Source organism: Paucibacter soli (assembly GCF_037482845.1).
Taxonomy (GTDB): Bacteria; Pseudomonadota; Gammaproteobacteria; order Burkholderiales; family Burkholderiaceae_C; genus Paucibacter_B; species Paucibacter_B soli.
Genome location: NZ_JBBHJW010000003.1, coordinates 369,838 through 386,621 on the forward strand (window position 1 = coordinate 369,838; position 16,784 = coordinate 386,621).

The following is a 16,784-nucleotide window of genomic DNA, read 5'->3' on the forward strand; positions in this document are numbered from 1 at the left end:
GGACATCGTAATGAAACAAAACTACTTACATAACTTCGGATTTACCCCCGGAACGTCACGTAATCACCGCGTAACAAATGCACCAATCTAGTCAAACTACAAACACCAAGGCGGCCGGCGCGGGCAAAGACTGCAGTCCGGCATGGTGCAGGCCACCGTCGGCCTGAACCCAGAAACGGCTCACATTGCCGCCCCGCTGGTTGCAGACATAGAGCCAGCGCCCGTCGGGGCTGAGCGCGGCGCTGCGCGGGTAGCTGCCGCGGCTCGGCTCATGGCCCAGCAGGCGCGGCTGGCCGTCGCGGCCGAGCTCGAAAATGGCGATCGAATCGTGCAGCCGGTTGAGCGCATAGAGATGGCGGCCATCGGCCGTGATGCGCAGGTCGGAGGCGTAGCTGGTGCCGCGGTGCCCGGCGGGCAGGCTGCTCAGGGTCAGGTCTTGCCGGATGCTGCCGTCGCTGGCATCGAAGTGCAGCCAGCTGAGCGTGGACGCCGTCTCGTTCAGCAGATAGAGCCATTGCGGCCGCAGCGGATGGAAGCGGAAGTGGCGCGGGCCGGCGCCGGGTGGCCCCTGCCAGACCCGGGGCGGCCCCAGCCTGCCCGCGGCCTCATCCAGGCGCCAGCTCAGCAGGCTGCCCTGCCCCAGATCGCTGGCCAGCAGGTAGCGGCCGCTTGGATCGCAGCCGGCCATATGAGCATGGCTGGGGCCCGGGCCGCTGGCGCTGGGCAGCAGCGCCAGACGCTCGCCCAGCAAGCCCTGGGCATCCAGGCGCCAGCAGGCAATCTCGCCGCTGCCGTAATGCGCCACGAAGGCCAGCCCGCCCTGCAGGCTGATATGCACCGGCCCGACGCCGCCGCTGGCGCGCTCCTGCAGCAGGCGCAGGCCGCCATCGGCCGCGCGGGCATAGACGCCCAAGGTGCTGGCGGCCTCGTTGGCGGCGTAGAGCAGGCCGCCGTCTGGCGCGGCGCATAGCCAGGAGGGCTCGCCGCGGTTTTCCACCCGGCCGCGCGGCTGCAGCAGGCCCGACTCGGCGTCCTGCAGATAGCAGCCCAGGCCCTCGGGGCCGTAGCTGCCGAGATAGGCGTGGACGGGGGCCGGGCTGGCGCGGGATGGCATGAGCGGGGCGCAGGCCAGGGCCTGTAGCGTGTTGCGGCGTCGCATCCCTGCCGGCGCCTCAGATGCGCAGCCGCAGGCCACGCGCAGCCAGCGCGCGCACCGCCAGCAGCACCAGCAGCGCATAGGCCGGGCCCCACAGCACGCCGGGCCAGACGCTGCGCAGCGGCGCCGGCAGCTGCCAATGCAAGAGTTCCATCGCGGCACCGACAACGAAGGGAATCAGGTAGGCCAGCAGCGGATGCGCCGCCACCGACCTGAGCCAGGCGGTCCAGGCGCGCCGGCCGCGCCGATCGATCTGCCAGTGCAGCAGCGCGAACACCAGCACGCAGGCGGCGGCGCTGTAGAGCGCCCAGCTCGGCGTGGCATGGATCTTGGAAATGCCGTAGGCCGGGCGCAGCAGCGTGGCCAGCAGCGCCAGGCCAGAGGCAAAGGCGAGCGCCCAGGCAAAGCGCCGCGTGCCCGCATCGAAGAAGATCAGCGTGCACAAGCTGCCGCAGACCACGATCAAGCCATGCACCACATGCCCGCTGCGATCGACGCGGGCGTAGTACAGCAAGCCCAGCGCCAGCGCCAGCAGCAAGCCCCAGCGCCGCCCGCGCGTGAGCATGAAGGCCAGGCAGCCCAGCAGGTAGGCCCAGCCGATCAGGCCCAGAATGCCCCACCACTGCGGCCGCATGCCGGCGCTGCCATCGGCGCCGCCGCGCCAGGCCCAAGCCAGGGCCAGCAGCAGCAGCACGCCGGCCGCGCGCCAGGGCCCAGCCAGGGCCGGGCCGCCGCGCAGCGAACCCCAGACCAGGAAGGCCGCCAGATAGCTCAAGAGCGCCCAGGCCGCGATCGGCATGGGCATGGCGCTGGCCAGGAAGCCGTCCTCGGCGTTCACCATGAACACGCCTATCACCACCAGGCCCAGGGCCCGCAGCAGCACATGGCGCAAGACCTGACCCTGGCTTTCGCCGGCCGCCATGCGCTGGCGCAGCGCCAGCGGGATGGACATGCCGACGATGAAGAGAAAGGCCGGGAACACCATGTCGACGAAGCTCATGGCATCGGCGTCGGCCGGGTAATGCTTCATCCAGGCCGGCAGCCCGGCCACGCCGTGCCACTCGTTCACGGTGATCATCAAGAGCACCGTGAGGGCACGGAAGGCGTCGATGGCCAGGCTGCGGCCGGCGCCCTGCGACTCACTCATCAGTAGTTCAAGGTGGCGCGCAGGCCAAACATGCGCGGCTCGTTGTAGCTGTTGAAGGTGTAGCCGCCGGCCGTGCCCTGGCCCATCCAGTTCTTCACGATGTTGTTCGTCAGGTTGGTGCCCCACAGCTCGACATCCCACTTGCCGTCAGCTGCGGCCAGCTTCACCGAGCCATTCCAGTTGGTATAGGGCTTCTGGTAGTCGCCTATCACCGGGTTGTCGAGGTTGCGCACGGTGAAGTACATGCGGCTCTGCCAGCGTGCCCCCAGGGTGGGCGCCAGCGTCATGCCGCCGGGCAGGGCGAACTCATGCGTGTAGTTCAGCGCGAAGCTGTACTTGGGCGCATAGGGCAGCTGGTGGCCGCTCACGTCCAGGATGGCACGGCCACGCTTGCTCGGGTCGCTGCCGAGGTAGATGGGTGCACAGGCCGGGGCACCGAAATCGGCGCGGAAGCCGCACATCCAGTTGTCATCGTAGGTGGGGTAGCTCTTGACCTTGGTGTCGAGGATCGCGGCATAACCCGAGAAGCTACCGCCCTTCCAGGGCAGCAGCTTGTATTCCAGCTCCAGGCCCTGGATGTCGGCATCGCCGATGTTCTCGGTCTTCCAGGCGGTGACGATGTCGCAGGCGGGGTTCCAGTCGGGGCAGGTCTCGCCGGCCTTGAGCTTGCGCACCCCCACCGCGTTCATGCCGGTGACATGCATGCCCTTGTACTTGGTCTTGAAGTAGGTGGCGCTGAAGTCAAAAGTATTGCCCAGATGGCGGCCCTTGTAGCCCAGCTCCAGATTGGTGGTGGTTTCGGGGCCGTAGTCCAGGAAGCTGTACTTCTGCTTGCTGCCATCGGTGCATTCGCCGCCGCCGCAGGTGTCGAACTTGTCGCCAAAGCCACCCGGGCGGTAGCTGCTGGCGAGCGAGCCGAACACCATCTGGGATTTGCTCAGGTCGACTTGCAGGCCCAGGCGGTAGGTGGCTTTGGCCCATTTGGCGCTGTGCGTGTTGACCACCGGTTCGGGGTAAACGGCGAGGCCGGCAAAGGGCCCCATGCCCAGGCTCAGGTCGCTGCCGTTGTGCGGCGTGCACAGGCCGGGCGCGCAGGGCGGCGTGTATTTGCCGTTGTAGTACCAGGGCGCGCTGGCATCCCACAGGCCGGCGCTGATGCCGCCGTTGTCGCTGCGGCTGTCGCGGGTGTAGCGCAGGCCGGCGGTGGCGGTGAGGTTCTCGGCCAGCAGCAGATCGCCCTGGGCGAACAAGGCCTTGGAGCTGATGCGCCGGTCGCCTTGCGAATAGAACTGGCCCTGCGGCATGGCATAGGGCGCGGCAACCAGATTGTCCTGCGCGAAGTCGATTGCGTTCTTCTCCGACATCGAGAACAGGCCCGCCACATAACGCCAGGTCTTGCTGGCCTGCTTGAGCTGCAACTCATTGATCCAGCTGCGGTAGTTGGAGTTGAGCGTGTAGCTGGCCTGGTCGATGGCGTGCTGGCGGCCCCAGTTGCCCCATTCCTGCATCGGGTCCACCTCGGCGTCGAGGAAGCTCTGGCCGCCGTCGTCGTCATGCTGCTGGTAGCGCTTTTGCTGCGCATAGGCCAGCTTGTAGCTCAGCTCGGTGCTGTCGCTCAGCTTCCAGGTGAGGGTGTTGCGCAGGGTCGCGATCGACATATCGATCTTGCCCGGCACATTGATGATGGCGTGCCACTGGCCCTCGGGGCCGCAGGCATACCTGGTGCCGGCCGCCATCGCGCAATCCTTCAGGCCGATGTCGCCCGCGCCCTGGTTCTTGAAGTACTCGAAGCCGCCCTGCCACTCCAGCTCCTTGTTGATGGCCCAGCGCGCCGTCAGGCGTGCGCCCCATTGGTCGGAGTTGTTGTAGTACTCCGAGGGGTCGAGCTTGCGGTTCAGGCGCTGGTCGTTGTCGGGCTTGCCATCGGGCGAGAATGTGCCGTCGGGCTTCTTGATGCCGCGGTCGCGCAGGTCCTGCTCCTGCGTCAGATAGCTGTCGCGCTTGTCCACCATCACGGCGGCGCGCAGCGCGAAGTTGTCGCCCAGCGCGAGGTTGTAGGCCGAGCGCAGCTGCTTGTCCTGGTAGTTGCCCAGCTGCAGGCTGGTCCAGCCGTAGTTGGACTTGAAGTCGGGCTTGGCCGGGATGATGTTGACCACCCCCGCGGTGGAGCTGCGCCCGAACAGCGTGCCCTGCGGGCCGCGCAGCACTTCCACCTGGTCGAGGTCGAACATCAAGGCCAGCGAGCCCTGCGGGCGCGGCGAGTAGATGCCGTCCACATGGATGCCCACGGCGGGGTCGCCGATCTCGGTGAAGTTGGTCGAGGTCACGCCGCGGATCGAGGCCAGCACGCCGGAGTCGCCGTTAGACAGGCCCAGCTGCAGGTTCGGCACCGCGCCGCTCAGGTCCAGCATGCTCTTGACGTTGTCGCGCACCAGGTCGTCGGCCTTCAGCGCCGTCATGGACACCGGGGTCTTGAGCAGGTCGGTGGCGTTGCGGGTGGCGGTCACCACCACCTGGGGCAGCTCGCTCTTGGCATCGGCCTGGGCTTGCTGGGCCAGCACCGGCAGGGCGCTGACCAGGGCCAGGCTCAGCGGCAGCAGTTGGAATTGCTTTGTTTTCATCGACAGGCTTCTCCTCGTTGTCTCAACAGCCCAGGGCCGCGCCGGGCGGCACCTGGAACAGCGCCGCGGCGCGGCGGTAGAACTCGGCGCGGCGCGCCAGCTTGGCTTGCGCCTGGGCGTCCTGCGGGCGGTCGCACTCGATCAGGCCATTGATGGCGCGCACCGTCTCGCCAAAGCCGGCCCCGCTCACCATCGCCTGGTGCGGGCTCATGCGGCCCGGCCCGGCCTGGGTCATCCAGTACCAGAGCGCTGTCTGCCAGGCGACGCTGGCATCGCGCACCACCAGATCCGGGTCGCTCCACAGGTCCAGGCCCAGCACCTTGCCCACTTCCGCATAGTTGAAGTTCCAGGACAGCTGGATAGGCCCGCGGCCGTAGTACTGGCGGCCGGGCGCGCAGCCGGGTGGCCGCGCCGGGTCGCAGTAATGGTCGTAGTTGGCCCGGTTGTATTCGCGCAGCGCCTGCAGCGAGTCGGACTCATGCGCCAGATTGGCCAGGAAGGCGGCCATCTCCTGGCGCTGGCGCTCGGCCCCGCCCTCGCTGGCAAAGGCCGGGAAGGCGCGCAGCGCGGCCGCAAAGCCGGCGTGGCTGTAGAAGGGCAGGCGGGCCGGAAACAGCGCGTCGAACTGCGCCTCGCTGGGCAGGAACTGGGTCCCCGTGGGCGATACCGGCGCGCCGGCGCAGCCCGCCAGGGCCATGCTGATGACTGCCACGCCAAACCGAAACGCTGCCATTGCTGCTTGCCCTCTCACAATCTGGTTTTGAATTGGTATCAAATATCCGCGACCCGCAGCCGCAGGTCCATAAAGATTCTCTTAAGAGGGAATCAAGACATACCCCGAGAGCGAGGCCGGCATGCGCGTGTGTTTGGTGGAAGACGATTTGGTATTGGGTCGGTCTTTGCAATCGGTGTTGCAGGACGCCGGCCATGAGGCCCTGTGGGTGCGGCGCGCCGGCGACGCCCGCGCCTGGCTGGCCGAGCAGAGCTTCGACGCCTTGCTGCTGGATCTGGGCCTGCCGGACGGCGACGGCATGGACCTGCTGCGCCTCATTCGCCAGAGCAAACCGCAGCTGCCGGTGCTCGTGATCACCGCGCGCGACAGCATCGAAGACCGCCTGCAAGGCCTGGACAGCGGCGCCGACGACTATCTGGTGAAACCCTTTGTGGGCGCCGAGCTGCTGGCGCGGCTGCGCGCGGTGGCGCGCCGCGCCGGCCACTTTGGCGAGGCCGGCGAGCCCCAGCTCTGGCGCGCCAAGGATCTGGTGCTGGACGAGGCACGCATGCAGCTGACGCGCGCCGGCCAACCGGTGGCGCTCTCCAAGACCGAGTTTGCGCTGTTGCTCACGCTGCTGAAGTTTGCCGACCGCGTGCTCACGCGCCGCGAGCTGGAGGCGCGCGCCCTGCCGCACAGCGACAGCCAGGCACTCGACGTGCACATGTTCAATTTGCGCAAGAAGATCGGCGAGGGCTATGTGCGCACCGTGCGCGGCGTGGGCTTTGTGCTGGAGAAGCAGTGATGCTGCTGCTGATGAAGCCGCCTGCCAGCAAGTCGCTCTTCAAGCGCGCCCTGTTGGCGTTTTATGCCGTGGTGCTGGGCGCCTGGTGCGCGATGCTGGCCAGCGAGGTCTATGACGTCAAGGTGGTGCAGGCGCGCAATGGCCAGGCCTGGAACCAGGTCTGGGCCGAGCATGTGCGCCTGCAGGCACGGCTGTGGGCCGATCAACCGGCGCGGCTGCAGGCGGTGCTGGCCGAGCTGGAGCGCTTGCGCGCCCAGGAATGGCAGCAAATGGGCTATGAGCCGCCCATCATCCTCTTGCAGGTCTGGCGCGGCGGCGCGCTGATCCACCGCTTCGCCTCGCCGGCCATCGCGCGGCGGCCGCCGCCCGACGAGACCCTGCATGCCAGCGACCCCGCCTGGCTGTATGTGGAGCTGGCCGATGCCGGCCAGGGCCTGCTGATCCGCCGCTGGCAGGAGGTGCCGGGCGACTGGCACCTGGGCCTCAACGGCCTGGCCTACTACGCCCGCCCGCTGTTCTACAGCCTGCCCCTGGTGATGGGCCTGGCCTGGCTGCTGCTGCGGCGCGGCTTCCGGCCGCTGCGCCGCATCGGCCGCCAGATCGCCCAGCGTTCGGCGCAAGACCTGGCGCCACTGCCGGCCTCGCCCTATGTGGAACTGGCGCCGGTGGTGGACGGCGTCAACACCCTGCTGCTGCAGCTGCGGGAGCGCCAGCAGCGCGAACGCGAATTCCTGCTCGACGCCGCCCACGAGCTCAAGACCCCGCTGGCGGTGATACAGCTGAACGCCGAGGCGCTGGCGGCTGCCGCGGATGCGCCGCGCGCCGCGGCGGCACGCGCGCGCCTGGACGAGGGCGTGCGCCGCGCCACTCACACGGTGCACCAGCTGCTCTCGCTCTCGCGTTCGGCCGGCGACGGCCGGCCCGAGCCGCGTGAGCTCGACCTGGTGACGCTGGCGCGCGACCGCATCGTGCTGGCCAGTCAGCTGGCAAGGCAGCGCGGCATCGAGATCGAGCTGCATGCCCCCGAGCAGGCGCTGCTGCCCATGCACCGCGAGAGCATGGCCGCGCTGATCGACAACCTGCTGGACAACGCCGTCAAGTACGCGCCCGCCGGCAGCCGCGTGGAAGTGGCGATCGGCGCCGCCGCGCCGGGCCTGACGCTCAGCGTCAGCGACCAGGGGCCAGGCATACCCGCAGCCTTGCGCGCCAAGGTGTTCGAGCGCTTCTTCCGCCTGCCCGACCAGGATCAGCCCGGCAGCGGCCTCGGCCTGGCCATCGTCGAGCGCGCCGCCACCCTGCATGGCGCCAGCGTGCAGCTGGACGATGGGCCGGATGGCCGCGGCCTGTGCGCCAGCATCGTGCTGAGGCCGGCGCGGAGCCACAATGGCGTATGAGCTCGCCCTTCTTCGCCCCTCTTGCCTTTGACGACGCCGCCGCGGCGCTGGCCTGCGCACAGCGCATCTACAGCGCCGGCGTGACCCATCTGCGCGAGGCGCTGCAGCGCTTCGTGGCCGGCGAGGACCTCGCCCGCACGCGCGCCTGCTACCCCTTTGTGCGCCTGCGCACCAGCACGGTGGCGCGCGCCGACTCGCGCCTGGCCTATGGCTTCGTGTCCGGGCCAGGCAGCTTCGAGACCACGCTGACGCGGCCCGATCTGTTCGGCCCCTACTACCAGGCCCAGTTCGAGCTGCTGTTGAAAAACCATGGCGTGAGCCTGGAGGTGGGCAGCAGCCACCAGCCGATCCCGCTGCACTTCGCGCTCGGCGAGCACGACCATATCGAGGGCGCGCTGAGCCCCGAGCGACGCATGCTGCTGCGCGATCTGTTCGACCTGCCCGACCTCGCCGCGATGGACGACGGCATTGCCAACGGCACGCACGAGAGCGCGCCCGGCGAGCCGCAGCCGCTGGCGCTGTTCACCGCGCCGCGCGTGGACTATTCGCTGCAGCGCCTGCGCCACTACACCGGCAGCTCGCCCGAGCATTTCCAGAACTTCGTGCTCTTCACCAATTACCAGTTCTATATCGACGAGTTCGTGCGCATGGGCCAGGCGCTCATGCAGGCGGCGCCCGATCCGGCAAGACCTGACCCCCTGGACGATTGCATCGCCTTCGTCGGGCCCGGCAATGTGGTGATGCGGCGCGTCGGCTGCGCGGCCGAGGCGCTCGACGCGCTGGGCGCCGCACCGCCGCGCCTGCCGCAGATGCCGGCCTACCACCTGCTGCGCCGCAACCGCAGCGGCATCACCATGATCAATATCGGCGTCGGCCCGGCCAATGCCAAGACCATGACCGACCATGTGGCGGTGCTGCGCCCGCATGCCTGGCTGATGCTGGGCCATTGCGCCGGCCTGCAGAGCAGCCAGGCCCTGGGCGACTATGTGCTGGCGCATGGCTATGTGCGCGAGGACCATGTGCTGGACGAGGAGCTGCCGCTGTGGGTGCCAATTCCCGCGCTGGCCGAGATCCAGGTGGCGCTGGAGCGCGCGGTGGCCGAGGTCACGCAGTTGCAGGGCTTCGAGCTCAAGCGCGTGCTGCGTACCGGCACCGTGGCCTCCACCGACAACCGCAACTGGGAGCTGCTGCCCAGCCATCACAAGGGTGGGCCCGAGCGCCGCTTCAGCCAGAGCCGCGCGATCGCGCTGGACATGGAGAGCGCCACCATCGCCGCCAACGGCTTCCGCTTCCGCGTGCCCTATGGCACCCTGCTGTGCGTCAGCGACAAGCCGTTGCACGGCGAGATCAAGCTGCCCGGCATGGCCAACCAGTTCTACCGCGAGCGCGTCGATCAACACCTGCGCATCGGCCTGCGCGCCGTCGAGCTCTTGCGCTCCGGGCCGCTGGGCCAGTTGCACAGCCGCAAGTTGCGCAGCTTTGCCGAAGTGGCCTTCCAGTAGCGGCATAGTTCCACCACAATCGGCCAGCGCCCACCTCACAACACCCTCATGCGCCTGGACATCCCCACGCTTTTCAGTCTGCTGCTGATCCAGTCGCTCGCGATGGCGCTGATGCTGCCCCTGCTGATGGGCTGGAAGCAGAGCCGCGGCGCCCGCATGGCGCAAGGCGCGGCGGAGTTGCAGGCCCTGGGCTGGCTGCTGCTGATGATCTCGCCACTGGGCCTGCAGCGCTGGCTGGCCGGCGCCGCCATGCTCTCGCTCAGCGCCAGCCTGGCGCTGCTGTGGTTTGCCATCCAGCATTGGCTGGGGCACCGCCCCGGACGCTGGCTGGCGCTGGCGATCCCGCCTCTGCTGACGCTGGGCTATCTGCTCGGCTTCGACAGCTATGCCTTTCGCCTGGGCTGGAGCAGCGCCTTCTTTGCACTGCAGATGCTGGCCATCAGCCTGGCCCTGCTGCTGAAGAGCCCGCATGCCGAGCGGCACAGCCTGCGCTGGCGCGGTCTGCTAGCCGGCAGCCTGGGCCTGATGGCCGCCTTCAGCCTGGCGCGTGCCTATGTCGCCGGGGTCGACACCGCGGCCCTGCCCAGCTACACCGCCGAGCATTGGATCAACACCGGCTTTGCGTTGATGGGCAATATCAATCTGCTGGCGGTGATGCTGGCGGTGCTGGTGGCCTGGCGCGGCGAGGCCGAGACCCAGCTGAGGCGGCTGATCCAGCTCGACGACCTCACCGGTCTGTGCCACCGGCGTGCCTTCGGCCTGCGTGCGGTGGACATGATCTCGATGGCGCGCCGCTACGATGAGCCGCTGGCCCTGATGCTGATGGACTTGGACGGCTTCAAGCAGATCAATGCCGAACATGGCGAGGCCGCGGGCGACCAGGCCCTGGCCCTGTTTGCCAGTTGCCTGGAGCAGCAGATGCGGCTGGGCGACCTGGTGGCGCGAGTGGGCGGGCAGGAGTTCGCCGTGCTGATGGTGCGCACCGCGCCCGAGGGTCCGCTTGCCATGGATCTGCGTGTGCGCGCGGCGCTGGCCGCCCGCGCTCCCGGTGAGCTGGGCTTTGCGCTCAACTTTTCGGCCGGCTGGGCCAAGCTGCGCCATGGCGATCGCAATATCGACGACCTGATGAGCCGCGCCGACGCCGCACTCTATGAAGCCAAGCGCGCCGGCAAGGGCTGCCTGGTGGCCGAGCCGGGGCTGGAGGTCTGAAACCCGCCAGACAAGACCTGGCACTGGCGTGAGCTAAGCCAGTCAGCCAAAGCCGGTTTCGATGAGGCGCGCCAGGCCTTCCAGGCGCGCCTCGAAGTCGCACCAGGGGTAGCCGGTTTCCCTGCTCAGGCTAACTTCCAGCAAGGCCGCCCCATGCAGGGCCGCCCACAACGTCTGCGTCGCCAGGTCCAGGTCCGGCCAGGCCGAGCCGGCCTGCTGCAGGGTCGCTCGCAACAGGCCATAGGCTGCCAGCGCGGCCGCCTCGTCCAGCGCCGGATCCACGCACAGCAGCCGGTAGTGATGCGGATGCGCCACGGCCCAGCGCACATAGGCGATGGCCATGCGCGGCAGCGCGCGCCGGCGCTCGGCAACGCCCGCCGAGGCCGGCCCGGCCTGCCCAGCCAGACAATCGCGCAGCAGCTCGGCGCCCTCCTCGCTGAGCCGCGCCAGCAGGCTGCGCTTGTCGGCAAAAAAGCTGTAGATGGTGGCGTGTGAATAGCCCACCGCGGCCGCCACCTCGCGCAGCGTGACGGCCTCATGGCCACGCTCGGCGAACAGGGCGCGCGCCGCATCGAGGATGGCCTGCTCCAAGGCCTCCTTGTGCGCCGCCCGGCGCAGCTTGGACGCGCTGGGCGCCGCCGCATCCTCGGCGGCGCTCTTGCGCGCCTCCTGTCGCTTCAGCGGCCCTTCCGGTTTGACCAATTTCTGGCGTGTGCGCGGCACCGGCTTGGCAGCCGGTTTTATGTCCCCTGCAGATGCGGGCGTCACCACCCCGGTGCTGGGGTGCAAGCCCTTGGCGCCGGTGGGGCCGGCGGTGGGATTTGCGTTTTTGCTAACCATTGGTTAATAATTTGTCACTGGATACATTTTTACCGCAGGCTCTACCATGCCACAGATTGCCGCCGAAGCCACCGCCCATCGCCTGCTGCCGCTCGACCCCGCAGCGCCGATCGCACTCGAATTGATGCGGGCCTTGAACGCCGAGCTCGCCGCCATCAGCGGCGACAGCGGGGCCGCCCGCTTCGATCCGGAGTCGGTGCGCCAGGAGCGCGCGCTCTTCATGGTGGCCCTGGGCGCGCAGGGCGAGGGCCTGGGCTGCGCGGCGCTGCGCCCGCTGGGCGAGAGCCATGCCGGGGTGGCCGAACTCAAGCGCATGTATGCACAAGCCGGCACGCGCGGCGTGGGCAGCGCCCTGCTGCGCCATCTGGAGCTGCAAGCCGTGGATCTGGGCTACCGCGAGCTGTGGCTGGAAACGCGGCCGGCCAATGCCCGCGCGTTGGCGTTCTACCGCCGCCACGGCTACCAGGAGATCGCCAAGTACGGCGACTATGCGCTGCGGCCCGACTCGATCTGCCTGGGCAAGACCTTGGCGCAGCCCCTGCGCTTGAGCGAGGTGAGCGGGTCGGACGAGGCGCTGCATGCCCAGCTCTGCGAGCTGCTGATCGACAGCGTGCAGCACGACGCCTCGGTGGGTTTTCTCAAGCCCCTGGGCATGGCCGAGGCCGCGGGCTATTGGCAGGGGGTGGCGCGCAGCCTGGGCCCGGCCCAGCGTCTGCTGCTGTTGCATGAGGGCCAGCAACTGCTGGGTTCGGTGCAGCTGGCGCTGTGCCAGAAGCCCAATGGGCGGCATCGCGCCGAGCTGCAGAAACTGTTCGTGCACAGCCGCGCGCGCGGCCGCGGCCTGGCCACGCTGCTGCTGCAGCGCGTGGACGAGATCGCGCGCGCCGCCGGCTGCAGCCTGCTGGTGCTGGACACCGAGAGCGGCTCCAAGGCCGAGCAGGTCTATCGCCACCTGGGCTGGCAGCATGCCGGCAACATCCCCGACTACGCCACCACCCCGGAGGGCAAGCTGCACCCGACGGCGCTCTATTTCAAGCAGCTCAGGGCAACATCGCCTTGAGTGCCCGCAGCGCCACCTCGCGCACCGCCTTGTCGGCGCGCGCGTCTTCGGCGGCATTGCTGACCACCAGCACCGCATCTTCGCTGTCGGGCTTCATGGCGATGAGCGCAAACCAGGCCTCGTTGCTGCCGGTATGCGCCAGGTGGCGCGCACTCACGCCCGCCATGCTGGCCTGCAGCCGCCAACCCAGCGCGAACTTGCCGCTTGCGCGCGCCGCCTGATGCAGGAAGCGATAGCTCTCGGGCTTCAGCAGCTTGCCGCGGCCCTGCTCCCCGGCCATCTGGTCGATGGCAAAGCGGGCCCAATCCGCCAAGGACATATGGATGCCACCGGCCGGCGCCAGCACGGCCGGGTTGTCGGCCTCCGGCCCGTCCACGGGGACGCCGGCCTTGTGCCCCAGCGGCTGGCCGCGGTGCGTGGCACCAAAGCCCGCACTGGTCAGGCCCAGCGGTTCGAACAGCTCGCGCCGCATCAAGGTTTCATAAGGCAGGCCGGTGGCGCGCTCGGCCACCAGGCCGGCAACCAACACCCCGCTGTTGGAATAGCCATCGGCGCTACGCGCGGCAAAGGCAGGGCTCTGGGCCAGGGCCAGGCGGGCAAATGCCAGGCGTTGCTCATGCAGCGCGCGTTTGTCCCGCTGAAAAACGGGCGCCCAGGACTCATCGATGTCCGGCTGCAGGCCGGCCTGGTGCGCCAGCAGATCGCGCAGCGTGACATCGCGGTAGCCGGCCTGCATCTCGGCGGCCAGTTCGGGCAGCAATTGATGCAAGGGCGCGTCCCAGGCCAGCTGGCCGCGTTCCACCAGGCGGGCCACCAGCACGGCCGTCATGGCCTTGCCATTCGAGCCGAGATGCCAGACATCATCGGCCTGCACTTGGTCGGCACCGTCGCTGGCACGCAGGCCGCGCACCGCTTGCTCGGTCACCTGGCCCTTGCGTATCAACAGCGCGCCCATCGCCGGCAGCTTGTATTCGGCCAGCGCGGCTTGCAGCAAGGCATCCAGGCCCATGGCCTGCGCAGGGGCGGCAGGCCGAGTGGCTTCAGCGGCCGGCTCGCCAGCCATGGCCGGGCTGCCTGCGAGGATCGCGCTACAGAGGGCGGCAGCGGCTGCCAGGGTCTTGATGGAGGGTCTGTTCGACATGGTGAATGAAGTTCTTTGGGTTCGTGAAGAAGGCCGCGCAGTGTCGCCAGGCAAAGGCAGCCGCGCTGTGACCGAGCGACGCGGCGCCCAGGCGCCGGCATGAACTGCCGTGGCGAGCGATGCACGGCGGCTCAGCAAGCGTCGGGCTCGGGAACAAAGTTCTTGAGCCAGTAGCCGCCGGCCAGCAACTGCTTGCGCACCTGGGCATGCGCCCTGTGCAGGCGGCTCTTCACTGCCTCCAGGCTGAGCCCAAGCCGGACCGCCAGCTCGGCATCCTCGTTGCTAGGGTCGGGCCGCTAGAGTCGCCACAGCGCCAAAGGGATTCAGCCTTCCAGGAAAGGAAATCCTCCGCACCCGGCCTGCCCCCGATGGCACAGGACGAGCGACTGCGCTCTACTTCCAGCATCCACGCAGCAGGAAGGAGACCGGGCATGTGGCAAACGCACAGCATCAGCAACCAGGTCGATGACTACGCCGACTACAACCTGTTGGCCACCGATCCCATCTTGCGACAGGCGCTGGCGCGTGCCGGCGCCGACTGGGCCGAGCCGGCCCTGCTCGATTTCGGCGCGCAGCTGGGCCAGCGCGAGAGCTATGCCCAGGCCGAGCTGGCGAACCGCCATGGCCCCGAGCTGAGGAGCCACGACGCACGCGGCCGCCGCATTGACCAGGTGGAATTTCACCCGGCCTGGCATGAGTTCCTGGCGCTGTACCGCGGCCAGGGCCTGGTGAGCCTGGCCTTCGAGACCGAACGGCCCGGGCGCTGGAGCGCCTTTGCCGCCGGTTTCTATCTGCATGGCCAGATCGAGGCCGGCAGCCTCTGCCCCGCCACCATGACGCAGGCCTGCATCCCAGTGCTGCAGAAGGAGGCGGCGCTGTTCGAGCGCCTGCGCGGCCAGCTCTACAGCCGCGACTACGACCCGCGCGACCTGCCGCTGGAGCGCAAGACCAGCCTTTGGGTGGGCATGGGCATGACCGAGAAGCAGGGCGGCTCGGACCTGCGCAGCAACAGCACCGAGGCCACCGCCCTGGGCGCGGGCGGCCGCGGCGCCGAATACCTGCTGCGCGGCCACAAATGGTTCTTCTCGGCACCGATGTGCGACGCGCACCTTGTGCTGGCGTGCACCGAGGCCGGGCCGAGCTGCTTCTGGCTGCCGCGCTGGCGGCCCGATGGCACGAAGAACCCCATCCACATCCAGCGCCTCAAGTCCAAACTGGGCAATCGCAGCAACAGCAGCAGCGAGGTCGAGTTTGCCGATGCCTGGGGCCTGATGGTGGGCGAGGACGGGCGCGGCATTCCCACCATCATCGAGATGGCCGGCTACACGCGGCTGAACTGCGTGATCGGCAGCGCTGCTATTCAAAGGCAGGCGCTGGTGCAGGCCCTGCACTATGCGCGCGAACGCATGGCCTTCGGCAAGCGCCTGGCCGAGCAGCCGCTGATGCGCAGCGTGCTGGCCGATCTGGCGCTGGAAAGCGAGGCCGCGGCGCTCTTGATGATGCGGCTGGCCCAGGCCTTCGAGCGCGGCGCGGACGATGTGGCCGAGCGCGCCTGGCAACGCATCATGACGCCGGCCGCCAAGTTCTGGGTCTGCAAGCGCGCCGTCGAGCTCTGCGGCGAAGCCATGGAGGTGTTGGGCGGCAACGGCTATGTCGAGGAAGGCGTGCTGGCGCGCCTGTACCGCGAGGCGCCGGTGAATTCGATCTGGGAAGGCTCGGGCAATGTGATGTGCCTGGACGTGCTGCGCGGCATCGCACGCGAGCCGCAGGCCACCCATGCCCTGCTGGACGAGTTGCAGCAGCTCGCCGGCGACAGCGCGCCGCTGCGCAGCGAACTCGCCGCCCTGCGCGACCTGCTCACGCGCACCCCGCCCGCCGACTTCGAGGCCCTGGGGCGCCAGTTCGCGCAGCGCCTGGTGCTGCTGGCCCAGGCCTGCCTGATGAGCCAGCATGCGCCCAGCGAGGTGGCCGAGGCCTTCATCGCCAGCCGCCTGCTGGACGCGCAGAGCGGGCGCGTATACGGTGCGCTGGATACGCGCGGCATCGCCGTCGATGCGCTGCTGGCGCGCGCGCTGCCGATCCCGTCATAGCGCGGCGAGCGCCTCGCGCAGGGTCTGCTGGTATTGCTCGAAGCGCTGCATGTCGTTGTGCGCCGCACCGGGCACCAGCACAAGCCTGGCCTGCCCTTGCTGCCGCAACAAGGCCTCGCTGTGCTGGGGTGCGATGAGGCTGTCCTGCTCGCCATGCACCAGCAGCAGCGGGGTGCGCAGCCGGGCCACGTCGGCGCCGGTGTCCAGCGGGTAGCGCAGCAGGCCCCGTGGCACCCAGGGGAAGTGCTCGCGCATCAGCGCCGACATGCTGGCATAGGGCGATACCAACACGGTCAGCTCCGGCCCGACCTCGGCGGCCAGCCCCGCCGCCAGGCCCGTGCCCAGCGAGCGCCCATAGATCACATGCTTGAGCCCGCGGTAATGCGGCGCCACGGCGTCCCAGGCGGCGCGCACATCGGCGCGCAGCTGCGCCTCGCTTTCGATGCGGCCGCTGCTCTTGCCAAAACCGCGGTAGTCCAGCATGAAGAGGTCATAGCCGGCGCGACGGTAGAAGTCGGCGTTGACGAACCAGGTCTGCAGATTGCCGGCGTTGCCATGCAGAAAGAACACCAGGCCCTTGGGCCGGGGCAGGCGCAGATGCAGGGCCGATAGCGTGGCGCCGGGCACATTCAGCCTTAGGTCCTGCACGTCCCCGCCGAGCTCGAAGCGATGACCGGCGGCCAGCGGCACGGGCTGGAACAGCAACTGTTCCTGGCGCCAGTACAGCCAGGCCAGGACGGCGCCATAGGCCAGCAGCATCAGGCCCGCCCCCAGAATGGTCTTGCGCATGCAGCAGATCCTCCACGCTTGCCGGCAGTCTACGCAGGCAGCGGGCCGCCGGATGCAAGCCATGGTCTACACTGCGACCCGGATTCAGGAGAGTGCGGCCCGCCCTGCGAGCCGCCGCCGAAGGCGCAAGCTCCCATACTCGCTCAGGCCCCGTACTGGATCTTTGCAATCAAGCCGAATGCTGGAGAGCGCCTCATGTGCAATGCATGGGGCCGCCGAAGGAGCAAGGCGCGGGCCGCCACAGCCCAGCGCTGAATCTCTCAGGCACCAAGGACAGCGGGAGCGGCGCGCCCAGGCGCACGCATCCCTTTTGGCCAC

At 68.9% G+C, this 16,784-nt stretch carries 13 protein-coding genes and 2 riboswitches; of the genes, 6 read left to right on the forward strand and 7 right to left on the reverse strand.

The features are described 5' to 3' along the window. Positions 1–91: 91 nt before the first annotated feature. From WG898_RS09730 to WG898_RS09745, 4 genes are read right to left on the reverse strand one after another with little or no spacing between them, the layout of a single operon-like run. Positions 92–1,159, reverse strand: coding sequence for a lactonase family protein (locus tag WG898_RS09730; RefSeq protein ID WP_339602576.1), 1,068 nt, complete (start codon positions 1,157–1,159; stop codon positions 92–94). A 13-nt stretch (positions 1,160–1,172) separates the two neighbouring features. Continuing rightward, entirely contained in the window at positions 1,173–2,303 is a 1,131-nt protein-coding gene (locus WG898_RS09735) for a DUF5009 domain-containing protein (RefSeq protein WP_339602577.1), read from the reverse strand. Further along, positions 2,303–4,924, reverse strand: a complete 2,622-nt coding sequence (locus WG898_RS09740) for a TonB-dependent receptor (protein ID WP_339602578.1) — start codon at positions 4,922–4,924, stop codon at positions 2,303–2,305. The genes WG898_RS09735 and WG898_RS09740 overlap by 1 nt, the downstream gene beginning before the upstream one ends. A 22-nt stretch (positions 4,925–4,946) precedes the next feature. Further along, positions 4,947–5,657: a chitinase gene (locus tag WG898_RS09745; protein WP_339602579.1), complete on the reverse strand. Its 711-nt coding sequence runs from the start codon at positions 5,655–5,657 to the stop codon at positions 4,947–4,949. Between the two features lie 121 nt (positions 5,658–5,778). Here WG898_RS09745 and WG898_RS09750 point away from each other — a divergent pair, with 121 nt between their 5' ends. The 4 genes from WG898_RS09750 to WG898_RS09765 are packed head-to-tail and all read left to right on the forward strand — an operon-like array spanning position 5,779 to position 10,546. Then, positions 5,779–6,441 (forward strand): response regulator transcription factor, encoded by a 663-nt coding sequence (locus tag WG898_RS09750; RefSeq protein WP_339602580.1) that lies wholly within the window; start codon positions 5,779–5,781, stop codon positions 6,439–6,441. Next, complete coding sequence (locus tag WG898_RS09755) at positions 6,441–7,835, forward strand: ATP-binding protein (protein ID WP_339602581.1); 1,395 nt, start codon at positions 6,441–6,443, stop codon at positions 7,833–7,835. Before WG898_RS09750 ends, WG898_RS09755 begins: the two co-directional genes overlap by 1 nt. Continuing rightward, the gene (locus WG898_RS09760; RefSeq protein ID WP_339602582.1) at positions 7,832–9,337 is read left to right on the forward strand and encodes an AMP nucleosidase; all 1,506 of its coding nucleotides are present in this window, start codon (positions 7,832–7,834) and stop codon (positions 9,335–9,337) included. Before WG898_RS09755 ends, WG898_RS09760 begins: the two co-directional genes overlap by 4 nt. 48 nt (positions 9,338–9,385) lie before the next feature. After that, the gene (locus WG898_RS09765; RefSeq protein ID WP_339602583.1) at positions 9,386–10,546 is read left to right on the forward strand and encodes a GGDEF domain-containing protein; all 1,161 of its coding nucleotides are present in this window, start codon (positions 9,386–9,388) and stop codon (positions 10,544–10,546) included. Between the two features lie 42 nt (positions 10,547–10,588). Here WG898_RS09765 and WG898_RS09770 read toward each other — a convergent pair whose 3' ends face one another. Continuing rightward, on the reverse strand, positions 10,589–11,386 hold the full coding sequence (locus WG898_RS09770) for a TetR/AcrR family transcriptional regulator (protein ID WP_339602584.1): 798 nt from the start codon (positions 11,384–11,386) through the stop codon (positions 10,589–10,591). Positions 11,387–11,432: 46 nt separating this feature from the next. Between WG898_RS09770 and WG898_RS09775 the strand changes: the two genes are divergently transcribed. After that, a complete protein-coding gene (locus tag WG898_RS09775; protein WP_339602585.1) occupies positions 11,433–12,446 on the forward strand; it encodes a GNAT family N-acetyltransferase in 1,014 nt (337 codons plus the stop codon). Here the strand turns inward: WG898_RS09775 and WG898_RS09780 are convergent. Next, positions 12,427–13,587 (reverse strand): serine hydrolase domain-containing protein, encoded by a 1,161-nt coding sequence (locus WG898_RS09780; RefSeq protein WP_339602586.1) that lies wholly within the window; start codon positions 13,585–13,587, stop codon positions 12,427–12,429. The genes WG898_RS09775 and WG898_RS09780 overlap by 20 nt on opposite strands. Before the next feature lie 431 nt (positions 13,588–14,018). Between WG898_RS09780 and WG898_RS09785 the strand changes: the two genes are divergently transcribed. After that, positions 14,019–15,677: an acyl-CoA dehydrogenase family protein gene (locus tag WG898_RS09785; RefSeq protein WP_339602587.1), complete on the forward strand. Its 1,659-nt coding sequence runs from the start codon at positions 14,019–14,021 to the stop codon at positions 15,675–15,677. On the opposite strand, the gene WG898_RS09790 is transcribed toward WG898_RS09785, so the two are convergent. Beyond that, entirely contained in the window at positions 15,672–16,466 is a 795-nt protein-coding gene (locus WG898_RS09790) for an alpha/beta hydrolase (protein WP_339602588.1), read from the reverse strand. The genes WG898_RS09785 and WG898_RS09790 overlap by 6 nt on opposite strands. Positions 16,467–16,541: 75 nt before the next feature. Next, a riboswitch (glycine riboswitch) is annotated at positions 16,542–16,634 on the forward strand. A gap of 3 nt (positions 16,635–16,637) precedes the next feature. Next, positions 16,638–16,753, forward strand: a riboswitch (glycine riboswitch). Positions 16,754–16,784 lie beyond the last annotated feature (31 nt).

What these genes read in the sequence shown, in the direction of transcription:
- WG898_RS09755 (WP_339602581.1), top strand. Translation starts at nt 6,441, where the DNA reads ATGCTGCTGCTGATGAAGCCGCCTGCCAGCAAGTCGCTCTTCAAGCGC.
- WG898_RS09765 (WP_339602583.1), top strand. Translation starts at nt 9,386, where the DNA reads ATGCGCCTGGACATCCCCACGCTTTTCAGTCTGCTGCTGATCCAGTCG.
- WG898_RS09735 (WP_339602577.1), bottom strand. Translation starts at nt 2,303, where the DNA reads ATGAGTGAGTCGCAGGGCGCCGGCCGCAGCCTGGCCATCGACGCCTTC.
- WG898_RS09790 (WP_339602588.1), bottom strand. Translation starts at nt 16,466, where the DNA reads ATGCGCAAGACCATTCTGGGGGCGGGCCTGATGCTGCTGGCCTATGGC.
- WG898_RS09775 (WP_339602585.1), top strand. Translation starts at nt 11,433, where the DNA reads ATGCCACAGATTGCCGCCGAAGCCACCGCCCATCGCCTGCTGCCGCTC.
- WG898_RS09760 (WP_339602582.1), top strand. Translation starts at nt 7,832, where the DNA reads ATGAGCTCGCCCTTCTTCGCCCCTCTTGCCTTTGACGACGCCGCCGCG.
- WG898_RS09785 (WP_339602587.1), top strand. Translation starts at nt 14,019, where the DNA reads ATGTGGCAAACGCACAGCATCAGCAACCAGGTCGATGACTACGCCGAC.
- WG898_RS09730 (WP_339602576.1), bottom strand. Translation starts at nt 1,159, where the DNA reads ATGCGACGCCGCAACACGCTACAGGCCCTGGCCTGCGCCCCGCTCATG.
- WG898_RS09740 (WP_339602578.1), bottom strand. Translation starts at nt 4,924, where the DNA reads ATGAAAACAAAGCAATTCCAACTGCTGCCGCTGAGCCTGGCCCTGGTC.
- WG898_RS09770 (WP_339602584.1), bottom strand. Translation starts at nt 11,386, where the DNA reads ATGGTTAGCAAAAACGCAAATCCCACCGCCGGCCCCACCGGCGCCAAG.
- WG898_RS09745 (WP_339602579.1), bottom strand. Translation starts at nt 5,657, where the DNA reads ATGGCAGCGTTTCGGTTTGGCGTGGCAGTCATCAGCATGGCCCTGGCG.
- WG898_RS09750 (WP_339602580.1), top strand. Translation starts at nt 5,779, where the DNA reads ATGCGCGTGTGTTTGGTGGAAGACGATTTGGTATTGGGTCGGTCTTTG.
- WG898_RS09780 (WP_339602586.1), bottom strand. Translation starts at nt 13,587, where the DNA reads ATGTCGAACAGACCCTCCATCAAGACCCTGGCAGCCGCTGCCGCCCTC.